The 21,667-nt window shown below is 49.3% G+C and carries 19 protein-coding genes; 11 read left to right on the plus strand and 8 right to left on the minus strand.

What is annotated here, in order from left to right; translation table 11 throughout:
• The first annotated feature begins 221 nt into the window (after positions 1–221).
• The 4 genes from RIF25_RS05830 (at position 222) to RIF25_RS05845 (ending at position 6,081) form a co-directional block, all read left to right on the plus strand.
• Positions 222–3,284, plus strand: a complete 3,063-nt coding sequence (locus RIF25_RS05830; protein WP_322877604.1) for a diguanylate cyclase — start codon at positions 222–224, stop codon at positions 3,282–3,284.
• A gap of 82 nt (positions 3,285–3,366) precedes the next feature.
• Positions 3,367–3,954: a PAP/fibrillin family protein gene (locus tag RIF25_RS05835; protein ID WP_322877605.1), complete on the plus strand. Its 588-nt coding sequence runs from the start codon at positions 3,367–3,369 to the stop codon at positions 3,952–3,954.
• A 90-nt stretch (positions 3,955–4,044) separates the two neighbouring features.
• Positions 4,045–4,959: an ornithine carbamoyltransferase gene (gene argF, locus RIF25_RS05840; protein ID WP_322877606.1), complete on the plus strand. Its 915-nt coding sequence runs from the start codon at positions 4,045–4,047 to the stop codon at positions 4,957–4,959.
• Positions 4,960–5,115: 156 nt separating this feature from the next.
• The gene (locus RIF25_RS05845) at positions 5,116–6,081 is read left to right on the plus strand and encodes a DUF1517 domain-containing protein (protein ID WP_322877607.1); all 966 of its coding nucleotides are present in this window, start codon (positions 5,116–5,118) and stop codon (positions 6,079–6,081) included.
• Here RIF25_RS05845 and RIF25_RS05850 read toward each other — a convergent pair.
• Genes RIF25_RS05850 through RIF25_RS05860 form a run of 3 tightly spaced genes read right to left on the minus strand, consistent with a single transcriptional unit; the run spans position 6,078 to position 8,755 of the window.
• Positions 6,078–6,716 (minus strand): class I SAM-dependent methyltransferase, encoded by a 639-nt coding sequence (locus RIF25_RS05850; RefSeq protein WP_322877608.1) that lies wholly within the window; start codon positions 6,714–6,716, stop codon positions 6,078–6,080. The two genes, RIF25_RS05845 and RIF25_RS05850, sit on opposite strands and share 4 nt — an antisense overlap.
• 12 nt (positions 6,717–6,728) lie before the next feature.
• The gene (locus RIF25_RS05855) at positions 6,729–7,889 is read right to left on the minus strand and encodes a glycosyltransferase (protein WP_322877609.1); all 1,161 of its coding nucleotides are present in this window, start codon (positions 7,887–7,889) and stop codon (positions 6,729–6,731) included.
• A gap of 11 nt (positions 7,890–7,900) precedes the next feature.
• Positions 7,901–8,755 (minus strand): thiazole synthase, encoded by an 855-nt coding sequence (locus RIF25_RS05860; RefSeq protein ID WP_407682342.1) that lies wholly within the window; start codon positions 8,753–8,755, stop codon positions 7,901–7,903.
• A 111-nt stretch (positions 8,756–8,866) separates the two neighbouring features.
• Between RIF25_RS05860 and RIF25_RS05865 the strand changes: the two genes are divergently transcribed.
• The gene (locus tag RIF25_RS05865) at positions 8,867–9,994 is read left to right on the plus strand and encodes a peptidylprolyl isomerase (protein ID WP_322877611.1); all 1,128 of its coding nucleotides are present in this window, start codon (positions 8,867–8,869) and stop codon (positions 9,992–9,994) included.
• A gap of 4 nt (positions 9,995–9,998) precedes the next feature.
• Here the strand turns inward: RIF25_RS05865 and RIF25_RS05870 are convergent, their stop codons facing one another.
• From RIF25_RS05870 to RIF25_RS05890, 5 genes are all read right to left on the minus strand, one after another.
• Positions 9,999–10,184 carry a LapA family protein gene (locus RIF25_RS05870; RefSeq protein WP_322877612.1) on the minus strand — a complete coding sequence of 62 codons (186 nt, stop codon included), beginning with the start codon at positions 10,182–10,184 and terminating at the stop codon, positions 9,999–10,001.
• A 57-nt stretch (positions 10,185–10,241) separates the two neighbouring features.
• Positions 10,242–10,454 carry a hypothetical protein gene (locus RIF25_RS05875; protein WP_322877613.1) on the minus strand — a complete coding sequence of 71 codons (213 nt, stop codon included), beginning with the start codon at positions 10,452–10,454 and terminating at the stop codon, positions 10,242–10,244.
• A 1,092-nt stretch (positions 10,455–11,546) separates the two neighbouring features.
• Positions 11,547–14,363, minus strand: coding sequence for a CHASE2 domain-containing protein (locus RIF25_RS05880; RefSeq protein WP_322877614.1), 2,817 nt, complete (start codon positions 14,361–14,363; stop codon positions 11,547–11,549).
• A 95-nt stretch (positions 14,364–14,458) separates the two neighbouring features.
• Positions 14,459–15,385: a DUF928 domain-containing protein gene (locus RIF25_RS05885; RefSeq protein WP_322877615.1), complete on the minus strand. Its 927-nt coding sequence runs from the start codon at positions 15,383–15,385 to the stop codon at positions 14,459–14,461.
• A 632-nt stretch (positions 15,386–16,017) separates the two neighbouring features.
• Positions 16,018–16,449 (minus strand): hypothetical protein, encoded by a 432-nt coding sequence (locus tag RIF25_RS05890; RefSeq protein ID WP_322877616.1) that lies wholly within the window; start codon positions 16,447–16,449, stop codon positions 16,018–16,020.
• A gap of 341 nt (positions 16,450–16,790) precedes the next feature.
• Between RIF25_RS05890 and RIF25_RS05895 the strand changes: the two genes are divergently transcribed.
• The 6 genes from RIF25_RS05895 to RIF25_RS05920 all read left to right on the plus strand — a co-directional run bounded on the left by RIF25_RS05895 (position 16,791) and on the right by RIF25_RS05920 (position 21,638).
• Positions 16,791–17,870 (plus strand): Gfo/Idh/MocA family oxidoreductase, encoded by a 1,080-nt coding sequence (locus RIF25_RS05895; protein WP_322877617.1) that lies wholly within the window; start codon positions 16,791–16,793, stop codon positions 17,868–17,870.
• An 85-nt stretch (positions 17,871–17,955) separates the two neighbouring features.
• On the plus strand, positions 17,956–19,284 hold the full coding sequence (locus RIF25_RS05900; RefSeq protein WP_322877618.1) for a pentapeptide repeat-containing protein: 1,329 nt from the start codon (positions 17,956–17,958) through the stop codon (positions 19,282–19,284).
• A 9-nt stretch (positions 19,285–19,293) separates the two neighbouring features.
• On the plus strand, positions 19,294–19,950 hold the full coding sequence (locus tag RIF25_RS05905; protein ID WP_322877619.1) for an L-threonylcarbamoyladenylate synthase: 657 nt from the start codon (positions 19,294–19,296) through the stop codon (positions 19,948–19,950).
• A 155-nt stretch (positions 19,951–20,105) separates the two neighbouring features.
• The gene (locus RIF25_RS05910; RefSeq protein ID WP_322877620.1) at positions 20,106–20,474 is read left to right on the plus strand and encodes a hypothetical protein; all 369 of its coding nucleotides are present in this window, start codon (positions 20,106–20,108) and stop codon (positions 20,472–20,474) included.
• A 9-nt stretch (positions 20,475–20,483) separates the two neighbouring features.
• On the plus strand, positions 20,484–21,503 hold the full coding sequence (locus tag RIF25_RS05915; RefSeq protein ID WP_322877621.1) for a hypothetical protein: 1,020 nt from the start codon (positions 20,484–20,486) through the stop codon (positions 21,501–21,503).
• A gap of 3 nt (positions 21,504–21,506) precedes the next feature.
• Complete coding sequence (locus RIF25_RS05920) at positions 21,507–21,638, plus strand: hypothetical protein (protein ID WP_322877622.1); 132 nt, start codon at positions 21,507–21,509, stop codon at positions 21,636–21,638.
• Positions 21,639–21,667: the final 29 nt, after the last annotated feature.

Genomic DNA, 21,667 nt, shown 5'->3' on the forward strand with positions numbered 1-21,667 from the left:
TTTCTTAAGTTGTTTAGGTCTAAATGACCAGAGCCAGGGGGATTAGCCATGATCAACACACTCGTTTTTGGCGATCCTTGTGGGATTTCCACGCTTAATCCGTTACTTATTTTTCTGAAAATTTAACATTCTTTAATGTAACGTTAATCTTACCTGACAAGATAGAATAAATTGATGGATATAAAACCTGATAAATAATGACACTGCCGCAGTTTTCAAAAATGCGAGACTCCCTTCGTAAACCAAAATCCCTGCGAACCTTATTTATCATTTTATTTTTGTTTCAATCGGGAGTTTTCTTAGGACTATCCTATCTCCTGTTCGAGCAATTTAAGCAAAGAACGATCTCTAACCTACTAACTGCACTGACGATAGAAACCAGTGAACGGATTAATAATAAAATTAGTCAAGAACTGCATACAGCTATTCGTCTCAATGCAATTAATCGAGATGTTGTTGCGATTACTAACGGCACAACAAATTACAATTCACTTATTCGTGCTGTAGCGATTCAACTCAATAACTTTCCCAACATTTCCGCCATTGGAGTGAGTCAAGTTGGGGGTTACTCCTTTAGAGTGAATCGTTATGGTGCTACTCCCAATCAATTTGATGTGGAACTCCTGAGTCCTGAGCGTCCCAATGAGCTACAAATTTTTCGAGTGAACTCTGTTGGAAATAAACTGGTCGATCTGGTAACTATCCGCCCTTTCAAGGTGACAGATTGGCCTTGGTACAAAAGCATTCAAAATATCAAACCCAATTCCTGGAGCCAGCCCTATATCAGCCGTGAGGGTTCCAACTTAGTTATCAGTACCTATATTCCTATTTATCCAACCGATACCTACCGCTTGCCCACCCTATTTGTTAGTAGCATTAGTCTCGAAAAAATTAATACTCTCTTAGAAGGACAGCAATTTAAGGTTAAGTCTCTGGCCCTTATCACCGAGTTGAGTGGGGAATTAGTGGGAGCAACAACCAGGGATAAACCTTATTCACTAGTCAGACATAAAAATGAGCCTGGATATTCCTTTAAACGAACTCATATTCAAGATAGTTCCAATCCGCTGCTGGTATCCCTGGCTCCTCTACTCCCCCAGGCTAGTACCTTGAAACCCGGAGAGTCGCGTCTAGAAAGTCTGATCTTTGCCGGTAATCGTTATTATGTTGAGATCGAGCGATTGAACTTTGATCCTAGTTTAGATTGGCTATTAATAACCGTTATTTCCGAAGCTGAACTCACCCAGGATATTCAGAAAAACTTAATTCCGATCTTGTTTTTGCTAGCGCTGTTACTTGTGATGATGGGGATATTGAATCTCGTGACTGCCCAGGCCATTATTCGCCCAATTCGGACACTTCAAAACCGCACCCGTGAGTTTGTTGCACCCCATACCTCCCTAGAAACGATAGCTCATCCGATCAAAGAAATTAGTGAGCTTGACTCTGCCTTTGTCGAGATGGCTCAGAAAATCCACATCACCCTTAATCAACTTCAGACTACCAATCACGAACTAGTCGAGCAAAAAGCCCACCTATGCCAAATTCTGGATGCAATTCCCATTGGTGTGGCAATCCATGCTCTCCATGGCCAAGTTGAGTACCTGAATCCAGCTGGTATGAGTTTACTGGGACTCACCGCAATTCCTAACTCCCCAGGCCTGGATGCACTCAACCAAGACTTTTATCTCTTTCAAGTTGGCCAAAATTGCCCCTACCCCACCGAATTACTCCCCGCTGTCCAGGCCTTGCACGGTCAAACGACCGAACTTGATGATTTAGAATTTCGCCAAGGGGAACACCACCGGATATTCAAAGCCTATGGTATTCCCATTTATAACCAGGCCCGTGAAATTACAGCAGCCCTCGTTATTTTTTTGGATATTACCGAGCGCAAACACCTGGAAGACATTCTCCAAAACTATAACCAGACCCTCGCGGCAGAAGTGAGACAACAGACCCTCGCGCTAGCCAAAAGTGAAGAAAAATTCCGCTTTGCCTTGCAATCTACGGTGACAAGCTGGTGGGACTGGGATCCAGTGAATAACTTGATTGACTGGTCTGATAATTTTTACCCGATGATTGGTCGCCCAGCAGAAGCTTGCGAAAAAACGGTAGAAGCCTTTATGACCTTTCTTCACCCCGATGACCAGGCCCATGTAGGAGCAGCTATTCAAAATACTCTGATCCATGACATCCCCTACAGAGTCGAGTTTCGCTTCCTCCATCCTGACGGGGCAATTTGTTGGATTTTAGCGGTGGGAACAGTGCAGCGAGATGAAACAGGGCAAGCCATCCGCATGAGTGGAATCAACCTCGACATTACTGAGCGAAAAACTATTGAAGAAGCCCTCCGTAAAAGTGAAGAACGATTCCGGCAAAGTTTTAATACCACCGCTGTCAGTAGTGCCCTCGTGGGGTTGAATGGTCGTTTTATAGCAGTCAATCCGGCCCTATGTGAATTTTTTGGCTATAGCGAAGACGAACTCAAGGATATCAGTCTCAATGAATTGACGGATGCCGGGGGTTCTCCACTACGAACCGATTTAATAGAACAACTCCTAAACCGGGTCATTTCTTCTTACTCCCTAGAAAATTGCTATCAACATCGCCTTGGACATCAAGTTTGGGGACTACTCACCGTGAGCCTCGTCCGTGATGACCATGAACAACCGCTGTATTATATTTGCCAAATTCAAAACATCGATCCCCTCAAACAAATCCAAGCGGAACTCCAACAGGTGAATACAGAATTGGAGTACCTGACTCAGATTGATAGCCTGACGGGGGTCTTTAACCGCCGCTATTTTGATCAGGTGCTGGCCCAAGAGTGGCAAGTAGCTTGTCGGGAGGGAGATTACTTCGCCCTATTAATGTTGGATATTGACTATTTCAAGAACTATAACGATGCCTTGGGACACCAGGCCGGGGATAGCTGCCTGATCCAAGTTGCCCAGGCCCTCCAGCGATCCATTCACCGCTCCTCTGACCTAGTGGCCCGCTATGGTGGTGAAGAATTTGTCTTGATCTTGCCCCGTACCGATTTATCTGGAGCCGTAGTGATTGCCCAACGAATTCAAGACCTCATCTCAGCCCAAGACCTCCCCCATCCAACCTCAGCAATTTCGCACCAGTTAACCGTCAGTATTGGGATTCAATGTGGCATCCCCAGGCCAGGTCAACCCCCGCAAACCTGGTTAAGAGCCGCGGATGATGCTCTCTACCTAGCCAAGGAAAAGGGGCGGAATCAGTATGTGGTGAATGGGTCTGAAGCCGCTATTTAACCCGATAGCTGTCATCTGGTCTTAAACCGGAATTAGGATCAAAATAAAGAGGCAAACTGATTGAGACACCAGGAACGGATTCATGCCTAAAGCGGCTTTACTGACGGCGATTGCTGGCCTCAATCGGGGAATTCTCGCTAACCCAACGGAAAAGAAAAGGGTTGATGAATTGGCCCAGGGCCTAGAAGCAGTTAACCCCACCCCTGATCTCTTGCAGGCTCCTGATAAGCTAGCGGGTAACTGGCGGTTGATTTATACCAGTAGTCAAGCCTTACTGGGCCTGGATCGTGCGCCTCTGGTCAAATTAGGGCAAATTTACCAATGTGTCCGGCCAGCGGAACAAGCCATTTTTAATATTGCCGAGCTTTACGGGCTGCCTTACCTGGAGGGCCTGGTGAGTGTGGTGGCCAAGTTTGAGCCTATTCCTGACGCACCTGCCAGAGTCCGGGTAAAATTCCAACGCTCGATCATTGGCTTAAGACAACTGCTCAATTACCGCAGCCCAGAACAGTTTATTAGTCAACTCGCCAGTGGTAAAACCTTGATGGGTCTGGACTTCAAGCTCAATAGTGAAGAACAACAGGGCTGGCTAGATATTACCTATCTGGATGATGATCTGCGGCTGGGGCGGGGGAACGAAGGAAGCCTGTTTGTTTTGAGTAAGTCTTAGGTCTTCTCCCCCATTTTCCCAAGCCTAAACTTGCTGACATAGGCTAATCTCTAAGGGTCAAGGATCACCGATCGGAGTGCAGTAGCGGTCATGGAAAGTTTGTGTGGGCGGGATGTGTTAAGCATGGCTGATTTGAGCCGGAGTGAGGTTTTATATCTACTAGATTTTTCTTCGCAAATGAAATCTGGCGCGATTACCCCCCGCTGTCCCAAAGTCCTGGGCCTCCTGTTCCAAAAAGCCTCAACCCGCACCCGCGTCAGTTTTTCTGTGGCCATGTATCAACTGGGGGGAAATGTCATTGATCTCAATCCCCAATCTACCCAAGTTGGCCGGGGGGAACCGTTGCCAGATACGGCCCGAGTCTTAGATCGCTATTTAGACGCTTTAGCCATTCGCACCTTTGCCCAGGCCGACTTAGAAACCATTGCCAATCACGCCCGCATCCCCGTGATCAATGCCTTGACGGATCGAGAACATCCCTGTCAAGTTCTGGCGGATTTACTGACCTTAAAGGAATCATTCGGGGGCCTGGAGGATTTAACCCTTACCTATGTCGGGGATGGCAATAATATGGCTCATTCCTTGTTGTTGGGGTGTGCTTTGGTGGGGGTAAATATTCGGATTGCGGCTCCTGTGGGCTATCAACCTTTACCGGAGATTGTCAGCCAGGCCGAGGGGATTGCGGCGGGGAAAAGTGAAGTGGTGATTACGACCGATGTGAAGGCGGCGGCGGTGGGAAGTCATGCCCTCTATACAGATGTTTGGGCCAGTATGGGACAAGAGGATGAAGCTGCGGATCGAATGCCCTTATTCCAGCCTTACCAAATTAATGATGAGCTATTGGAACTGGCTAACCCCAATGCCATTGTCCTCCATTGTTTACCGGCCCATCGGGGTGAAGAAATTACGACGGCGGTGTTGGAAGGCCCCCAGTCGCGGGTTTGGGAAGAAGCAGAAAATCGTCTCCACGCCCAAAAAGCTCTTTTAGCTAGCATTCTTGCCTAATTTCTCCCTGATTTGAGACTCCAGCAGATCAAGGTTGGGGGAATTAAGGGCTTTGGGACAACTGATGATTTTGGCAATAGTCTTTTCGGTTGCCACCACTGTCCGGCCTGGGGAGAGGCGTTAAGCTAAAAAAGAACGGTGTCCAGAATACGACCCATGACGAAGAACATGATTAAAAAAGTTTGGCAAACCCTGCGCCCGGCCCTCGGTGTCTTGGTGGCAGCAGTATTAATTTGGCAATTGGCTCTTGATGGGGGGACTGTCTTAGCGGCTCGGAGTGGCGGGCGCGTCGGGGGTGGCTCTTTCAGTCGGCCGGTTCCCAGTCGGTCCTACTCTCGGGGTGGTGGCTATGGAACTCCAGTCTATGGCGGGGGCTTTGGCTTTCCGTTTTTAATTCCCTTTTTTGGCCTTGGGGGCGGTTTTGGCGGCCTGTTTACCCTGATTTTGTTCTTTGGCCTGGCTAACTTCCTGGTTTCGTCCTTTCGGCGATTTCGGGAGGAGGGAGATAGCGGCATGGCCAGTGAATTGGGCAGTAGTAACCCAGCCGTGTCTTTGCACGTTCTTCATGTGGGCTTAACGGCTCAGGCTCGGGAACTACAGGCGGACTTAAATCGGATTGGCCTGAGTGCTGATACGAGTTCTGCCAGCGGGTTAACCAAGGTATTGCAAGAATCCACTTTGGCTCTGTTGCGGCATCCTGACTATTGGGTCTATGCAGCTTCTGAGGAAAAACAAACCAGGCTCTTAGCCGCAGAAACTCAATTTAACCAACTGGCATTAGCAGAACGGAGCAAACTCTCGGCCGAAACCCTCTCCAACTATCGCCAAGAACTTCGTCAGACCCCAGTGGTGGCCCTGAGCCAGGCCGAGAAAGATGCCCTTGCCTATGGGTCTGCCAGTGGTGAATATATTGTTGTTACCTTGATTGTGGCTTCTGAGGGTAAATTCAACTTACCGAAAATTAACTCCAGCAGTGATCTCCGCCAGGCCCTCCAACAGTTGGGTGGGATTAGTAGTGATCGATTGTTGGCGGTGGAATTACTGTGGCAACCCCAGGCCATGGGTGATACTCTAACTGCTGATGAGGTTCTACTGGCTTATCCGCAGTTAAAGCTAGTTTAGGCGCGGGAGACCACAGCAACCATAAATTCCCAGGCCCAGTTAGGACGGATCCGCTCTAGGTGGTGAAGGTTTAACTGGGTCTTTTGGATCAGACCTCGCAATTCTGCACGGGTGTAACAGCCCCGATAGGTTGAATCTAGCCAAGGCAGCAGCCAATCATAGATCTGACAGAGCCAATAATCTCTGCACCAATCCACAATGATGAGTTTGCCAGCCGGATCGAGGACGCGTTTCATTTCTGTTAGAGCTTTTACAGGTTCGGGGAAATAATGAAAGGCACTGCTGGTGACAATCCGGTCAAAACTGGCATCAGGAAAAGGAAGTTGCTGGATATTGGCAGATTCAAACTGGGCCTGGGGAAAGGATTGACATTTATTCATGGCCACAGCCAGCATTTTGGAAGACAGGTCAATGCCGGTAAAGTTTAACTCTGGATATTGGCTTAAGAGGCGATAGGCAAACTCCCCAGTTCCACAGGCCAGGTCTAAAACCCGATGGGAGGCATGAATATCTGACCAGGCCTGGAGGATGTGTAAAGACTTGTCTAAATAGTCATGCCAACGGTGATCATAATGAGCCGCCATCCGGTCATATTGCTGTTGGATTCGGGCCTCTAGGGATTTTCTCAAGGTCATTTCTCAGGAATATCAATAGTCGAAACCCTGCTTTTCCACCAAGTACCCCCCCGGCTCTAATTCTAATTCTCGGCCCCGCCAATGGACTTTGCGACCAAAACATCCCACGAGCCAGATTAAAAAACTCAAGCCATCTCTGAGGGGCAAAACCCAAATCCAGGCCCAAAGCTTCTCAGAGTTCATGGTTTGGCAACAGGTCCAGGCCTGGAGAAATCGGATCCCCCAAACTATCCCTAAAATGGCTACTGTCCAAGGTGCTCCAGATATTAAAACCAAGCCGAGACTATAGACGGTGCCAAAGGTAAATCCAATTCCATAGTATTGCGAGCCGCGATTAAAGCGAATCCCCCTGGCCCAGCGGACTTCTCGTTCAAACACAGTCGCCAGGGAATCTGCACCACAATCGTTATGGAGTACATAGGTGGAAAGCTCAACCCCATACCCCGCCGCCGCCGCCTCATACCCCAGCCGATAATCGTCCCCAATCCGATTTTTCGCTAATTCCATTGCCCCAGTTTGAGTTAATACCTGAGACCGGACAGCAATCGTCGGCCCAACCGCAAACTTAAGACCGCCATCCAACATTCGAGCAATTAAAATACTTGGAATAAAATCTAAACAACGTCCCAGTGCAGCTAAGGCGGCTCCCAGGCCCCGCGGGCGATGATCAAAATAGCCACAGGTGACAACTCCGAGTTGGGGATTTTGAAGGGGGGCAATCACGGTTGCTAAATAATCGGGGGTGACGCGAATATCACTATCTACAAAAACAATGATCTGGCCATTGGCATACTGACGCAGCTGGAGCAAATTACTAATTTTGTAGTTCACGCCGAGAATTTCTGGACAGTGATACCAACGAACCAGGTAGGGATAGGTTTGCACCAGTTGTTTAAGGAGGGGAACGGCTGGGTCTGATAATTCCCGCACCCCAAACAGGACGTTGTAATTCGAGTAATCCTGCTGACAAAGAGAAAGCCAATTTTCCCAGGCCCCGGCTTCCAAGCCACAAACAGGCACTAAGATTGTCACGGGTGGGGCCGGATTGAGGGGCGGCAGTTTGGGTCGCTGAAAGAAGCGTTGAACAGCAATCGTTTGCCAAATATAAAAGCTTAGCCCCGTTAAACTGAGAATCCCAAAGCCGATTTCGAGGACTTGTTGGATCAACCTCATGCCGCCAACCCCTAAATCTGGGCCGGGTGAGCAATGGTTCCAGTAGGGGGTGAACTGGCACTGGCATAGGCTTTAATGGGAATTCGGCCAGCTTGATAGGCTAATCGTCCAGCTTCAGTGGCGAGGGCCATGGCACGGGCCATTTGGGGGGAATGTTCAGCTTGGGCAATGGCCGTATTAATCAGTAAGGCATCTGCGCCTAATTCCATGGCCTGGGCGGCTTCGGAAGGAGAACCAATCCCCGCATCCACCACCACCGGGACATTGACCAGATCGACAATGATTTGGATATTGGCGGCATTTTTCAGGCCTTGTCCGGAGCCAATTGGAGAAGCCAAGGGCATGACGGTGGCACAACCCACTTCTTCTAGGCGTTTGGCCAAGAGGGGATCCGCATTGATATAGGGGAGAACCGCAAAGCCTTCTTTGACCAGTTGGGTGGCTGCCTCTAACGTCCCAATCGGATCGGGCAAGAGATATTTAGGATCCGGAATGACTTCTAATTTGACAAAGTTATTTTCTTCTTGTCCCAATAGTTTGGCCATTTCGCGCCCTAACCGCGCTACCCGAATCGCCTCTTCTGCGGTTTGACATCCAGCGGTATTGGGTAACATCCAGATTTTTGACCAGTCAATGGCTTCGGCTAACCCCACATGGCCAGGGGCATTGGTTTGGACGCGGCGGACGGCAACGGTGACAATTTCACAACCACTGGCGGCCAGACTGGCCTGCATTTCAGCCATGGAGCGATATTTCCCAGTTCCTGTCATCAACCGCGATTGGAAGCTGCGGCCGGCAATGGTGAGGGGAGCCGGATCGGGGAGGTTTCCTGCACTGACAGGGGAGGCAATATCCTGAGTCAACATAGCCAGTAATTGTGATATTTCCTTTCTCACCATACCAGGCCGGGCTAACTCTCCCATCAAGTTGGCCCCTCTCAGGCGAAAATTAAAGATGAAGCAGTTTGGCATAGCACGATGAACTTCCAGGCCTGGCACCGATTCTTCTCCCGCTTTTGGGCTGTGGTTATTTGTGGGGTGTTCCTCTGGGGTCTGGGTTTGGGGGGCATGAGCAACGGGGCCTGGGCCAGTGGTTGGGACTATTCTCCCTTAATGGCGGCCTTGCCCCAAGGGAATGCAGTCACGGATGGCAAAGCGATCTTGCGAAATGCCCTGCCCATTGATAACCCCACCGTCCGCGAACTCCAAGGCAATCTGGAGGATATTTCCAATCAACTGCGGGCTAAACGCTGGAGTGGGATCGGTGGTGATATTAAAAAAGCCCAGCGACTCTTAGAAACCAAAGCCGACAAGCTCTTGGCCAGTATTTCTCCAGATCGCCAACCCCAGGCCCAGACCTATCTTGAGCAACTGCACCAGACCCTAGACGCGTTACAAACCGCCGCAGAGGCCAAGGATCGCCAACAACTGCTGCCCCTGAAAGCCCAGGCCTTGGATCAGGTTGGGGGGCTGGAAGATTTGATGGTGACAGGGTTTCCTTTTCAAGTTCCGGCTGAGTATGGCCATTTACCCCAATTATTAGGTCGAGCCACGGTCAAACTAACCACTAGTAAAGGGGAAATCACCGTAGTTGTAGATGGCTATAGTGCCCCAGTCACGGCGGGTAATTTTGTCGATTTAGTCCAGCGAGGATTTTATAATCAGTTGCCCTTTACGCGGGCCGAAGAATCCTATGTTTTACAAGCTGGCGATCCCCCCGGCCCCGAAGATGGCTTCATTGACCCCAAAACGAAAACATATCGGGCCATTCCCCTAGAAATTCTCACTGATGGCGATGATACTCCCCTCTACGGGATCACCTTGGAAGACGCAGGCCGTTATTTAGAGCATCCAGTCCTACCCTTTTCAGCCTATGGAACCCTCGCCTTAGCCCGACCCAATGAGGATGCTAACGGTGGCTCCTCGCAGTTTTTCTTTCTGCTCTTTGAGCCTGAGCTAACCCCAGCGGGTTTGAATTTACTGGATGGCCGCTATGCGGTGTTTGGCTATACCGTGGATGGGCAAGAGGTTCTGGGTAAACTCCGGCCTGGGGACATGATTGAAAAAGCTGAGGTGATTGCAGGGGGAGAAAATCTGGTGTCCTAGGGGCTTAGAGCCAGAACATGGGCATCAACAGGCCAATGGCGAAGGTGAGAGCGAGGATCACTCCAAGGGGAAGAGAAATAGACTGCCAAAATAGGAAACTAACCACGGCTGGACTGGCATTTTGAACCGATAAAATGGCAATCCCAATCACGGTGAGGGCAATGACAGCAAAGAGAAGATTTTTAGACATTTAATCTAACCAGATTCTATTTTGTTGAGAATTTCTGTAGTTCCCGGAGCGGTAATCCTATTTATTTTTTTGGAGTTCTTGAACTGCCTTTTCAGAGCGATTATAGGGGTTATAGGTGGCAAAGCTAGAAAAAATGGAGCTAAAAAAATGATTGGCTCCGCTCCGTAAGGTTTGGCTAAAGCTCCCCAGAGGGCCGGGAATGGCTGAACCATAGGCAATATAAACGAGGAAGACAACAATAACTGGTAAGGCATAATCCTTAGGGCGCATCGCAGTTCTTGGGTCGAGTTATATTCCCTGATTCTAAGCGTTCTGTAGATGGTTTTTGCCAACAAAAATTCGAGGAACCCAACCTATCAGCCCCTTTGTAACTGGCCTTGATCCCATTGCCAACCCTAAGACTCTGGCCAAAATGTTTAGCTAGCCCAGGCCGGTCTGGGGCAAACCCTTCAAAAAAGGAGTAGGAGGGTTAATTCTTAGTAACATTCTCTTAAATTAATCTTAAAAATCTAAAGACTTAATAAAGAGACGCTCTGTTCAGCAGAAATACCTATAACGTAATTGTTCAAGATACCTCCTAACTGCGTCCTTGGCCCTGCCCCAAAAAAACGATGGGGAATTGCAGGGTCATTTTTTTGTGCGCTTTTTCAGGCCAATTTACTTAGTCCAATTCTAGTCCATTAAATACGCAAAAGTCCTGTGAATATTTAAAAATATAGCTTGTAGATACTTGCTCTATTGCGTGAGCCGCAGAAGTTCAAATTCCTTGCCCCCAATTCTGGCCTGGCGCACAAACATATCCCTAAGCCTAATCCCGAGCCTTCTTGGTTTCTTGTCCTGTCTAAATGACTCAGGCTTTAGAATTTAATCTTTGCAGGGTTATTTTTCAAATTTCACAGATGCAGGGCTATTCCCCGTCCTAATTATTCCTCAATGATTTCCCCTATCCCAGTGGTCTTAAGCAGATTGCTCTGCCCCATTAAACCCCTGCATCAATTGCTTTTTGAAATGCCCCTATCCAAATTTCAACGGGATTACGCTCTAAAACCTCCTCCAAAACATTTACTGACTTGATTAAAATACTAAAAAATTAGACTTAAACTAAGACTTAACATAAGTCTAAAAATCTTATTTTAAAACAAATCTGCAAAAAATAAGGCATCCAATTCAGTTATGGCGGTACGCAGACTGTTCTGAGAGCGTAAAAATCTTAAAAAAACAGCCCATAAAGTATTTTCCGACTTGTCTCTCTAGCCCTAAATAAAATAAGTAAGGCCATATTTATTTCCCAAGGAATTTTTACTGTCTCTAATTTGCTTCTGCCCCATCCCAATGAGTCACAGGACAATTACGAGAGCTTTTCTAATGAACTGAGGTCTTAGCTAAATCATCTAAAACGGCTTGGGCTGATTGGTATCGTTGCCGGAAGTTGTAGCGCACCATCCGATTGAGAATATGCTCAAATTGGTCAGAAATTGGCGTAGCACTGGCCCAAATTAACTCACCAGAATTTCGATCATGCTGAATATTACTGGGACTAACTCCACTGAGGGCTTGAATGGCCACGGCTCCCAAGGCATAAATATCACTGGCGAAGGTCGGGTATCCGGCCATTTGTTCGCTGGGGGCATAGCCACGGGTGCCAATCGCAATCGTAAATTTCTGATCTATGGCGGCCATATCTTCCGGTTGAATATGGCGGACCGCTCCAAAATCAATTAGGACAAGCTGCTGATCTGAATCCCGGCGGAGAATATTTCCAGGTTTAATATCGCGATGAATTACGTTTAAGCTGTGGACATAGACGAGGATGGTTAAAATTTCCTCTAAAAGTTTCCTAACATATCCTGGGCTAAAAATCCGCTGTTGTTGCAACTCATCCTGAAGAGAGCGACCCTTAACATACTCTTGAACTAAGAAAAAGGCTTGACTCTCCTCAAAGTAGGCTAGAAGTCTGGGAATACGATCGTGCTGGCCAACCTGAGCTAACGTTGCTGCCTCCCGTTGAAATAACCGTCGCGCCACCTGCATAAATTTGGCATCGGAGCGTGAGGGCAATAGCTGTTTCACAACACACACCGGCTTAAGAGGCATTTGCGTATCCTCGGCCAAATAGGTGCGCCCAAAACCACCCCGTCCTAACTGGGTAATGATTTGATACCGTCCCGCCAGCAGGCCTGGAATCAGTTCCGCTGAATAGCTATGGGCATCAATATCTTTGCCAGGACTAGAGGTGGGAATAGAACTCGTAGTCGGATCATGGTCCGTTGATTTCAGACCTAGGTTATGGGGGTTCAATGCTGAAATATCGGTAATCGGAGCCTCTGTTTCCGGGGCGGCATCAAAATCAGCATCAACAACCGTTGCCTCTCCGGGGAAGACTTGAGGGGACGTTGGTATCGATGGCAGATTTGCGGCGTGGTTGGGGTTAAGTACCGCTGGTGGTGCGGCCGAGTCTGGTGGGGACGGTAATGAACCATCACCCGTTGAGCCTGGCTCACTATCGAGAACAAAGGTTGCTTCCGAACATTGCCCAGGCCGGGGATTTGGCACAGCCTTAGCAAAACGGGTTATTGACGGCCCATCTACGGCAAAGGTTTTTTCAGGATCAGTCGCATCTTGACTGGTTTCATCAGGAATATCTGTAAGCTCAATCAGGGTATCAGCGGGATCAGTTGGCTTGGGAGATGAGCGGGCAGGATTTTGGGGATAGCGTTGTTGCAGAGGGGCTGGATCCTGATTAAAGATGGCTGTTGATTCTTGCCCCCGGCCTGGCAGATTGGCAGATGCCGCCGGTGAGAGCGCTGTCAAATCCAGAGCCGTTGTGAGGAATGTTTGGGGCTGACTTGGGGGCAAGGAGACTGGATCGGGGGTGAGTACCGCTGGGGTGAGGGTTGCTGAAGGTGATTGTCCTTTCTCTAGACGAGTGGCTCCATAGATCACCATCGCTAATGAGGTTGTCACCATCCCCAGGCCTGCTGGAATCAACGGTAACCATCCTGCTGCCACCACAAACACACCATAACTGACCCCCACCAAGGCTCCGACACCAATCCCCACCCCCAGGCTCGCCCACAGCCAAGAATATCGCCGGGAGAGATTCAACCAAAGCACCCCCGAGAGCAAAGACCAGCCATAGCCCCAAACCCATTCCCCCACCCCATCCCAGGCCCAGATTAAGGGTTGAGTACGATTTACTGCCCCAATAATTTGTTGGACAATTTGGGCATGGATCACCAGGCCTGGGGTGCGTTCTTCTCCCTCTCTCAGATTGTTTAAGGGTGTAATAAATTTATCGTTGCTACTGTCCGCCGTTACCCCCAACAGCACGACCCGATTGCGAATTTGGGCCGGTGGCACTTCCCCCTTTAAGACCTGCGTCAAGGACACCTGTTGCCCCAAGCTTTCATCCTTTTGAAAGTCAATTAGAATCTGGTAGCCCCGCGCATCTATCCCTTGATACCCCCCCGTATTCGGCATAATCCGCTCAAACACCTGATCACCAATTTTTAACTGCTCATTGGCATCAAACTCAGCCGGTTTTGATAGATACCGTTGTGCGAGGAGAAACCCTAAAGAGGTCGCCGTAGTACAGAGAGCCTCAGGTGTCGGTGTCCGCACTAAAATCCCCCGCCGCACCACCCCATCAGGATCCAGGGGTAAATCGGCAAATCCCACCTGATCCGACTCTAAACCCGCTGGCGATGCCACCCCAGGATTATCCTGACGACCCACTTTACACAGGGCAAGGACATCAGGATGAGCAATCAGATATTGACTCAGGTTATTCTGAACCGTGTTTTCTACCTCAGGATTAAAGGGGTCAGGAATCGGTAAATCCCGAAATAGATCGAGGCCAATCACCTTTGGATTTCCGGCTTGAAGTTTTTCCAGGGCTTGGATTAAAAGCCAATCCGGTAACGGCCATATTTTTTGGGACTGAATATCTGCTTCCGTAATCGTGACCAACAGAATTGGCGAATCTACCACTCGCTCGGGCTCGGAGCGCATCATCTGGTCATAAGCCCGCAACTCAAATGACTCCAGCAAGGTCAGCATCTTCAGACCCATAACGCCCAGAGTAGCTCCAAAGGCAATCAAAACGGCGGGAAGTTGGGACTGGAGAACATGTCGCCAAAGGGGAGCATTACTCATGGGGAAGCTATAAAAAATGGCCATCAATTTATAGCCTTAATCTTAATCTCTCCCTTCCAAATTGAACGGATAGAGTTAAAATTCCCTGAGATTTCGCTGCGCTTGGGGCATTAACTGAGTTACTGGGCCTGGCAGCAGTCCAATATAGGCATTGTTGCAATACCCGGATCCACCCCCGCTTCTTGGAGATAAGTTTGCCATTGGTCTTGATAACTAGAGTTACTAGGGCTGCTCTGTTGCAGTTGAACCAAAGCCGTTAAGGTATCGTTCCAAATTTGATTGGCAGCATAGAGGGGCAGCCGTTCCGCCACTGGGGTACTGTTGATAGCCTGGAGCATATTTGGATCTAAATCCACCCGCTCTACCCAGCCCTCCACATAGGGAAAACCACTGGGGTCACTACTGCACACTAAGGAAAAGTTCCATTTATATTTCTTACCCACTTCCAGGCCATTGGCCCCTCCGTTGAGCTTAACCTTAACAATACCAGCCGTTGGATTAATGCCGTAGGTACGTTGCTCGATCAGATTACCCTGCTCATCGGACACAATCAGTTCAATGGCTTTAGCAGAAGAAGCAGGAACATAGAAAAACAGGTCTGGATTCTTGGAAGCTGTCAGGGCCAAGCCATTATTGGGAGCCAAAGCGGTTAATTTGACTGATCCAGGTGTGCAGGTTGTCCCCCGGGTCGCCCCCGCTACTGTATTACCAGGCATTCCTAAATGACTAGGGATATAGGCTAGACGATTAGCAACGGGCCGGCTTGCCACTCGATCTCGGGCAATATAGGCCTGAACATTACTAATCGCCACAGTGGCATAGCGATCGCCTGGACGCAGACTCAGGGCCTTCTTGAAATTGACCAGGGCAGACTGATAATCCCTGCGAGCCGTTAAGCCATAGCCCTTTTGCATCGCCGCATTATAGCCATCTGATGCTGTCTGAGCCATCCCAACTGGAGTTACGAGGGGTAAGGCAATTAAGGGAGAGGAGAGGCCGATGACTCCAAGTAAACTGGCCTGGGCAATAAAGCGAGTGGGAAACATAGTGAACTCCTATTCTGAGGCAACTTCAGTAAATAGCTAGCTTGGGTGGATACCTACAGTGTCCCTAAACCCAGAGGATGTAGGCGTGATATGAACATTTTTTTAACGTGATCCTCTGACAACATTTCTGTGACTAGAATCACAAGCTAGCCCTCAATGGGTCATCCTACAGTAGAAAATTTGCCCCTGAACCAGGCCTGGGGGTATCCCTAGAACGATTTGAAGCGTACTGCTCATCTTCTATGAGAGTCCGTTCACGATTCTTTTCCAACCAGTGTGCGAGCCTCTCCATACATTCCTCCCGCGATTTAAGACTAGGTGGTCAGCCTTTTCATCCCCGGTCTAAAGACACGGGGCTTTCAAGAAACGCTCATTGTAAGTCCTGAAAGGAAGCTACTGTATCAACCTCTGAGGCTGTAAGCTCAATTCCATTCACTGATAAAAATGTATAAACAGTAATCAGAGCTACTCTCTTATTCCCATCGCCAAAACGCGGTATTTCCTCATCCCGCGTCGCCGCAATCTTTTTCTCAAAATTGGAGTCCTATGGCGAGATTTCATATTCCCTAGGAGTCTTAGTCACAAAAAGGATGTCCCTATCGTGAATATTTATGCAATCAGTCGTTGGAAGCCTAGGCAGCTAGGGTTAAGTTCAAAGACTGCCACAGCCGCCGCCGTCCCAGAGCCACATCCTCCGGCCGACATTGCCACCGGGGGCTAGCCGTCATTAATAAACTTTCTAAACTCTCCCGATCAAATAAATGCCAAACCCATGCCCCTTCAACTTCATCCACAACCCCATAGCAATTGGTGGTGACACAGTGGATTTTCAGTTCTGTAACCGCCCGCGACCACGTTAAGGATTCCCCTGGCCCCAAGTCCCAAAAATGCTCCATAAACTGCTTTAACTCGCCCCCAGATTCCACATTCAGGCCTGGAATTGGTCTCGATAACTGTTGCTCCCCATTCACCCAAAGCCAATAATGGCGAGATGGATCTACCCCTTCCAGCCAAACAGACTCATCATCCAAACGGTAACGGGGGGCCAGGGTAAAGCAAGGCATAATATTTTCCAGGTATTTAATATAGTTATTTTTTAGAGTCAGCTAGTCTCCCAAGGGAGATGACAACTAAGGTATTTTGAGTATTGATAAGACTCCTTAATTGGATCAATCAGACTTAATAATGTGTTACAGGCGACTTCACAAAACTTTATTTCATCTTGGACATTGGCCAAAGTTAGCAAAAGTGACAGATAAGAATCTTTACAATCACATGAGCTGTGGTAACATTCACCTGAGTTATGCCCCTATTGGCCGGAAACGATTTTTGACTCATTTGCGTCAGACAATTCCTAAACAGCCATGCAAGGGAACATCCCTAATTATTGAGGACGGTATCTGGAGTGACTCAACCCAACTTTGCAAATTCTCCCCAGGCCCAGAGCCATCGCGCTCCCGTTCCCCCGGTCAGAGTCGGTGTAATTGGGGTTGGCAACATGGGGCAACACCACACTCGAGTCTTAAGTCTGCTCAAAGATGTGGAACTGGTGGGCATTTCGGACTTGAACTTAGAGCGGGGTATTGATACCGCCAGTAAATATCGGGTGCGTTTTTTTGAGGATTATCACGACCTTTTGCCCCATGTGGATGCGGTTTGTATTGCCGTCCCCACTCGCCAGCACCATGAGGTCGGCATTACTTGCTTACGGGCCGGGGTGCATGTTCTGGTTGAAAAACCCATTGCCGCCAGCATTGCCGAAGCCGAATCCTTGGTGAATACAGCCGCAGAACAGACTTGTATTTTGCAAGTTGGGCATATTGAGCGATTTAATCCGGTTTTTCAAGAATTTAGCCAGGTTTTAACCACCGAAGAAATTCTCGCCCTCGAAGCCCATCGGATGAGTCCTTATTCAGACCGGGCCAATGATGTGTCGGTGGTTTTGGATTTGATGATCCATGATATTGACCTGCTCTTAGAACTGACCAATTCCCCGGTTTCCCGGTTAACCGCCGCTGGGAGTCGTTCGGCCAATTCCGGGTATTTGGATTATGTGACAGCTACGTTAGGATTTGCCAATGGGGTTGTCGCCACACTAACGGCCAGTAAAGTCACCCATCGGAAACTTCGCCGGATTGTTGCCCACTGTAAAAAATCCTTGACGGAAGCGGATTTCTTAAAAAATGAGATCCTGATTCATCGCCAAATGCACGCCAGTTGTCTCGCCGATCATGGGCAAGTGTTGTATCGCCAAGATGGCCTGATCGAAAAAGTTTATACCAGCAATATTGAACCCCTCCATGCCGAATTAGAGCATTTTGTCCATTGTGTGCGCGGCGGCAATCCTCCTTCTGTGGGTGGAGAACAGGCCTTAAAAGCCTTACGTCTAGCCAGTTTGATTGAGCAGGTGGCCTTGGATGGACATGGCTGGCCGGGGGAAAATCTGGCGGCCTTAAATGCCATCACAGGGGTTGTGGCCACCTAAAATCTCTCTGGAGTCGTTCAGTAGTAGCTTAAAATATAGCTGTGGTTAAAAATAAACTTAGCCTCGGTTAGAGCATCCTGAATCTATGAAGCAATCTCACAGTGGTGATCTCCTCTCTCAATACAGCCAAGGCCAACGGAATTTTCGCGGGATGAGTTTACAGGGTCTGGAATTACCTCTAGCCAGCCTGAATCATAGTGATTTTGCTAACTGCAATCTGAGTGGGGTGAATTGGAGCGGGGCCGACTTAATCAAGGTCAACTTTAGTAAGGCCAATCTCCGCAATGCCAAACTGATTGGAGCCGACTTGAGTGGGGCCAATTTAGTTGATGCTGACCTGCGGGGGGCCCTCTTAAGTGGGGCAATTTTAGTCGGGGCCTATCTCTCACGGGCTAATTTGGAACAAGCGGTCTTGAGTGGGGCGGTGTTGAATGGGGCCGTTCTGCGGGATAGTCACCTCCGAGATGCCAATTTGGTCGGGGCAGATTTAAGCGGCGCGGATTTGTTGGGGGCAGATGCCCGAGAGTCAGACTTAGCGGAAGCCCAGTTAGAAGGGGCCGTGCTCCCAGATGGTTCGGTCAGATATACTCCCGATACTCAAGGGGAACTAGCAGAAGAACTCAGTGCCCAAAACACGGTCGTAGAGACTCACAATGCGCCCGACAATGAAACCATCATCTGCCATTTTCTCCAGGCCCCCCTAGCCGAGATGACCGCGTTGGGGAACGAATACCTCCACATTGACCCGGGGGCTAAAGATGCCTGCCATTTGGTAAGTCAAACAGATGAATTAATTGCCACACGCACCTTGGTGTCTGGATTGCCCACCGTGACCCTCTACTCCCACACATCCATGACTACCTCTGTGGATCAACTCCTGGGAGAACTTGGATTTTTGCCTACCCGAGAAGTTTTAGAACCCATGGCCTGGGTGGAATATCGCCACGGAGAACGCTTACCAGGCTATGAACATACCTTTGGAGAGGCACGGCGGCTCTGGAAAAGCTGGTGGATGGGGCAACAAGCCGAGGATAGACAGGGCTGTTCAGCAATTTTGGTGTGGCGGGATGAACAGTGGTTACCCTTGGTGGAGATTAATTTTGCTGGGTTTCCTGAGGGCCTGATCACCATTACCCTCACCACTGGAGCCGCCTGGGTTTTGTCCCCCAATGAAAAAATTAACTGGTTAACCCCAGATATCCCGGCGAGTTTGGCATCGGAGGCCGGCCATCAAGACGCAGCAGCGGAACCAGTGATCTCTTGGGAGCAAATCAGGCAAATTCTCGTCTATCAGCCTGGGCAGTTGCGGATTCAAACCAGCCTTGGGGAACTCATTGTGCAAGGAGAGTCGTTGGCCTGCGCCTTGAATGATGTCGCCTTGCCCTTGACAGAGTTGTTTCAGGATCAACGTTAGGGGGTAATGATGGCTAATCTGATTTCCCTCCATGCCACGACTCCCCAGGCCCGGACTGTGGAGCAACTTGTTCAATCCTTGCAGGGGGGGGCAGTTCTCCTTTATCCCACAGATACGGTCTATGCGATTGGCTGTGACTTAAACCACAAGGGAGCCGTGCAGCGAGTCCGCCAACTGAAGCAACTTGCCAACGATAAGCCCCTGACGTTTTTATGTCCTTCCCTCTCCGATATTTCTCGCTATGCCTATGTCAGTGACCCAGCCTATAAACTGATGCGGCGGTTAATTCCTGGTCCCTATACCTTCCTCCTGGGAGCAACCAAATTAGTCCCCAAGCTCGTCCAAAACCCCAAGCGTAAAACCACTGGAATTCGCGTCCCCGACTCCGCCATTTGCCAGGCTCTGCTGACGGCCTTGGGTAATCCAATTATTTCTACCTCAGCCCCCTTGCCCGCGGATCAGGATCATTATCGGGATAGGGCCGAACTCTTTGATCGCTTTGACCGCTTGGTGGATGTGATGATTGATGCTGAAATTGCCCCAGGCCGGGCCGTTTCGACCATTATTGACTGTGAAGCTGAGCCTCCGATCATTATCCGGCGGGGCCTGGGTTGGGAACATCTACCTGTGGAATTACAGGAGAGCGATGAGCTTGCCTACTTTTAGGGAGTATCTTGGCGGCGGGGGTCGAGAAATGGTTGTTGATCTCGCCGCTTCCTTGATCCCAGGCCACGGCAACCCAGATAATACCTGAAGACTCGGCTACAAACTTGACCGCGAATTGTGGCATTCCTTTTTTGATACTTTTGGGAGAAAACACGATGGCAATTTTGAAAAAACTCTTTTCGGCCCTCTTTGGCTTTTTAGGCGGCTTACTCGGCCTGGGTAAAAAATCGGGCTATTACTTAGAACTGGATGAGGCAAAATCCGTACCTAAAGCTCCGGCTCCCGTAGCTGAGACTCCGGCCTCAGAAGCTCCTGTGTCAACTCCGGCCCGAGTCGCTAAAGTTGAATCTCCAGTTCCTAATCCCTTAAATTTACCTGCCCCCACCGTCACCACCAGCCCTGAACCCTTAACGGCAGCCCCCGAAACACCAGCCATTCCCTTTGTTCAATTTGCGCGCCGCCGGCCTGGGGCAAACATGAAGAGCTTTTTGGAATTGGCTAAACAAGTTAAAACCTCTGCCTAGGGGATCTGCGTGGAACAAGACTCGTTTATTGCCTTGCCTGGTTTAGCACTGGATGTAGAGCTGCCGGATCCGGAGGATTTAGGTCTTTCGGATCAGGATTTTTTATCTAAGGTTGACCTGGCCTGGCAAGTGTGCGAACGCTTTGATCTCCAAACCGAAATTTGGCGGGGACGAATTTTACGCACGGTTCGAGATCGGGAAAAACAACAGGGGGACAGTCGGGGCCAGGGATTTTTACGTTGGTTACAGGAACAGGAAATTAGTAAAACTCGCGCCTATAGTTTGATCGAACTGGCCAATAGTGCTGATACGCTCCTGAGTTCTGGGGCTTTGCCTGCAACGGCTGTGGAACGCTTTAGTAAGAGAGCTTTTGTGGAAACCGCCCAGGCCCCGCCCGAAGTTCAAGAAATGGTCACGACCGCAGCGAATCGGGGCGAGCGGATTACCTATCGAGAAGTCAAGCAAATCAATGACGAGTGGACAACCCTCCAATCCGATATTTTGCCACCGATTATCAAAGAGAAAGCCGCTGACCGGAGCCTGTCCCCCCGCTATCTAGCCCCATTGGTCAAAGAGTTAGAAAAACTGCCTCTTGAGCAGCAAACTAGCCTCCAGGCCGAGGTCGCCAAAACTCCAGATGTGGATACCATTAAGCTAGTCACCGCCGCCGCCCGCAGTTTATCCCGCTACTTGGAATCGGCCCCCCAAATCCAGGCCCTTAGTCAACTCGAACTGGATCTCACCCAGGCCCTCGGGGAAGCCCAACGCCTTGGCCAACTCCAATCTGCCGCAGATCTCGTCCAACAGGCCGCCCAACTAGAAACGACCATGGCTCGCCTCTATACCACCTGGAAACGCCTCAGTTACTTAGCAGAGCAGCTTTATGTTGAATCAGGCAGTAGTACCCCTCACCTCCGGCAATTACTCACCGGCCTGGAAACCTTATCAGGAGAGTTGTTAGAAATTCAGTTGGGACAAGGGGATAAAGCCCGCATGGTGCGGATTCATATCTTGCCAGATGAAGGGTGAACATTGCTAGTTTTACCGGCCCTCTATGCCCAGTTTGGTGGCTATTTCCTGCCCAAAACGGTGATGGAGCCTGAGAACGAGGACTTTAACCCACCCGCCCCAGGCCAGCCGGTCAACGTTGGTCAAGTGTCCTAATTTTCGCAATATGCACTCGATTTAATTTT

The organism is Pseudocalidococcus azoricus BACA0444, assembly GCF_031729055.1.
In the GTDB taxonomy this organism is placed as follows: domain Bacteria; phylum Cyanobacteriota; class Cyanobacteriia; order Thermosynechococcales; family Thermosynechococcaceae; genus Pseudocalidococcus; species Pseudocalidococcus azoricus.

Excerpts from the sequence above, each read along its gene's own strand:
- RIF25_RS05855 (WP_322877609.1), bottom strand. The coding sequence starts at position 7,889 with ATGAGGTTGATCCAACAAGTCCTCGAAATCGGCTTTGGGATTCTCAGT.
- RIF25_RS05830 (WP_322877604.1), top strand. The coding sequence starts at position 222 with ATGCGAGACTCCCTTCGTAAACCAAAATCCCTGCGAACCTTATTTATC.
- argF (WP_322877606.1), top strand. The coding sequence starts at position 4,045 with ATGGAAAGTTTGTGTGGGCGGGATGTGTTAAGCATGGCTGATTTGAGC.
- RIF25_RS05860 (WP_407682342.1), bottom strand. The coding sequence starts at position 8,755 with ATGTTGACTCAGGATATTGCCTCCCCTGTCAGTGCAGGAAACCTCCCC.
- RIF25_RS05835 (WP_322877605.1), top strand. The coding sequence starts at position 3,367 with ATGCCTAAAGCGGCTTTACTGACGGCGATTGCTGGCCTCAATCGGGGA.
- RIF25_RS05875 (WP_322877613.1), bottom strand. The coding sequence starts at position 10,454 with ATGCGCCCTAAGGATTATGCCTTACCAGTTATTGTTGTCTTCCTCGTT.
- RIF25_RS05905 (WP_322877619.1), top strand. The coding sequence starts at position 19,294 with ATGGCTAATCTGATTTCCCTCCATGCCACGACTCCCCAGGCCCGGACT.
- RIF25_RS05880 (WP_322877614.1), bottom strand. The coding sequence starts at position 14,363 with ATGGCCATTTTTTATAGCTTCCCCATGAGTAATGCTCCCCTTTGGCGA.
- RIF25_RS05910 (WP_322877620.1), top strand. The coding sequence starts at position 20,106 with ATGGCAATTTTGAAAAAACTCTTTTCGGCCCTCTTTGGCTTTTTAGGC.
- RIF25_RS05870 (WP_322877612.1), bottom strand. The coding sequence starts at position 10,184 with ATGTCTAAAAATCTTCTCTTTGCTGTCATTGCCCTCACCGTGATTGGG.
- RIF25_RS05890 (WP_322877616.1), bottom strand. The coding sequence starts at position 16,449 with ATGCCTTGCTTTACCCTGGCCCCCCGTTACCGTTTGGATGATGAGTCT.
- RIF25_RS05845 (WP_322877607.1), top strand. The coding sequence starts at position 5,116 with ATGACGAAGAACATGATTAAAAAAGTTTGGCAAACCCTGCGCCCGGCC.
- RIF25_RS05900 (WP_322877618.1), top strand. The coding sequence starts at position 17,956 with ATGAAGCAATCTCACAGTGGTGATCTCCTCTCTCAATACAGCCAAGGC.
- RIF25_RS05885 (WP_322877615.1), bottom strand. The coding sequence starts at position 15,385 with ATGTTTCCCACTCGCTTTATTGCCCAGGCCAGTTTACTTGGAGTCATC.
- RIF25_RS05865 (WP_322877611.1), top strand. The coding sequence starts at position 8,867 with ATGAACTTCCAGGCCTGGCACCGATTCTTCTCCCGCTTTTGGGCTGTG.
- RIF25_RS05850 (WP_322877608.1), bottom strand. The coding sequence starts at position 6,716 with ATGACCTTGAGAAAATCCCTAGAGGCCCGAATCCAACAGCAATATGAC.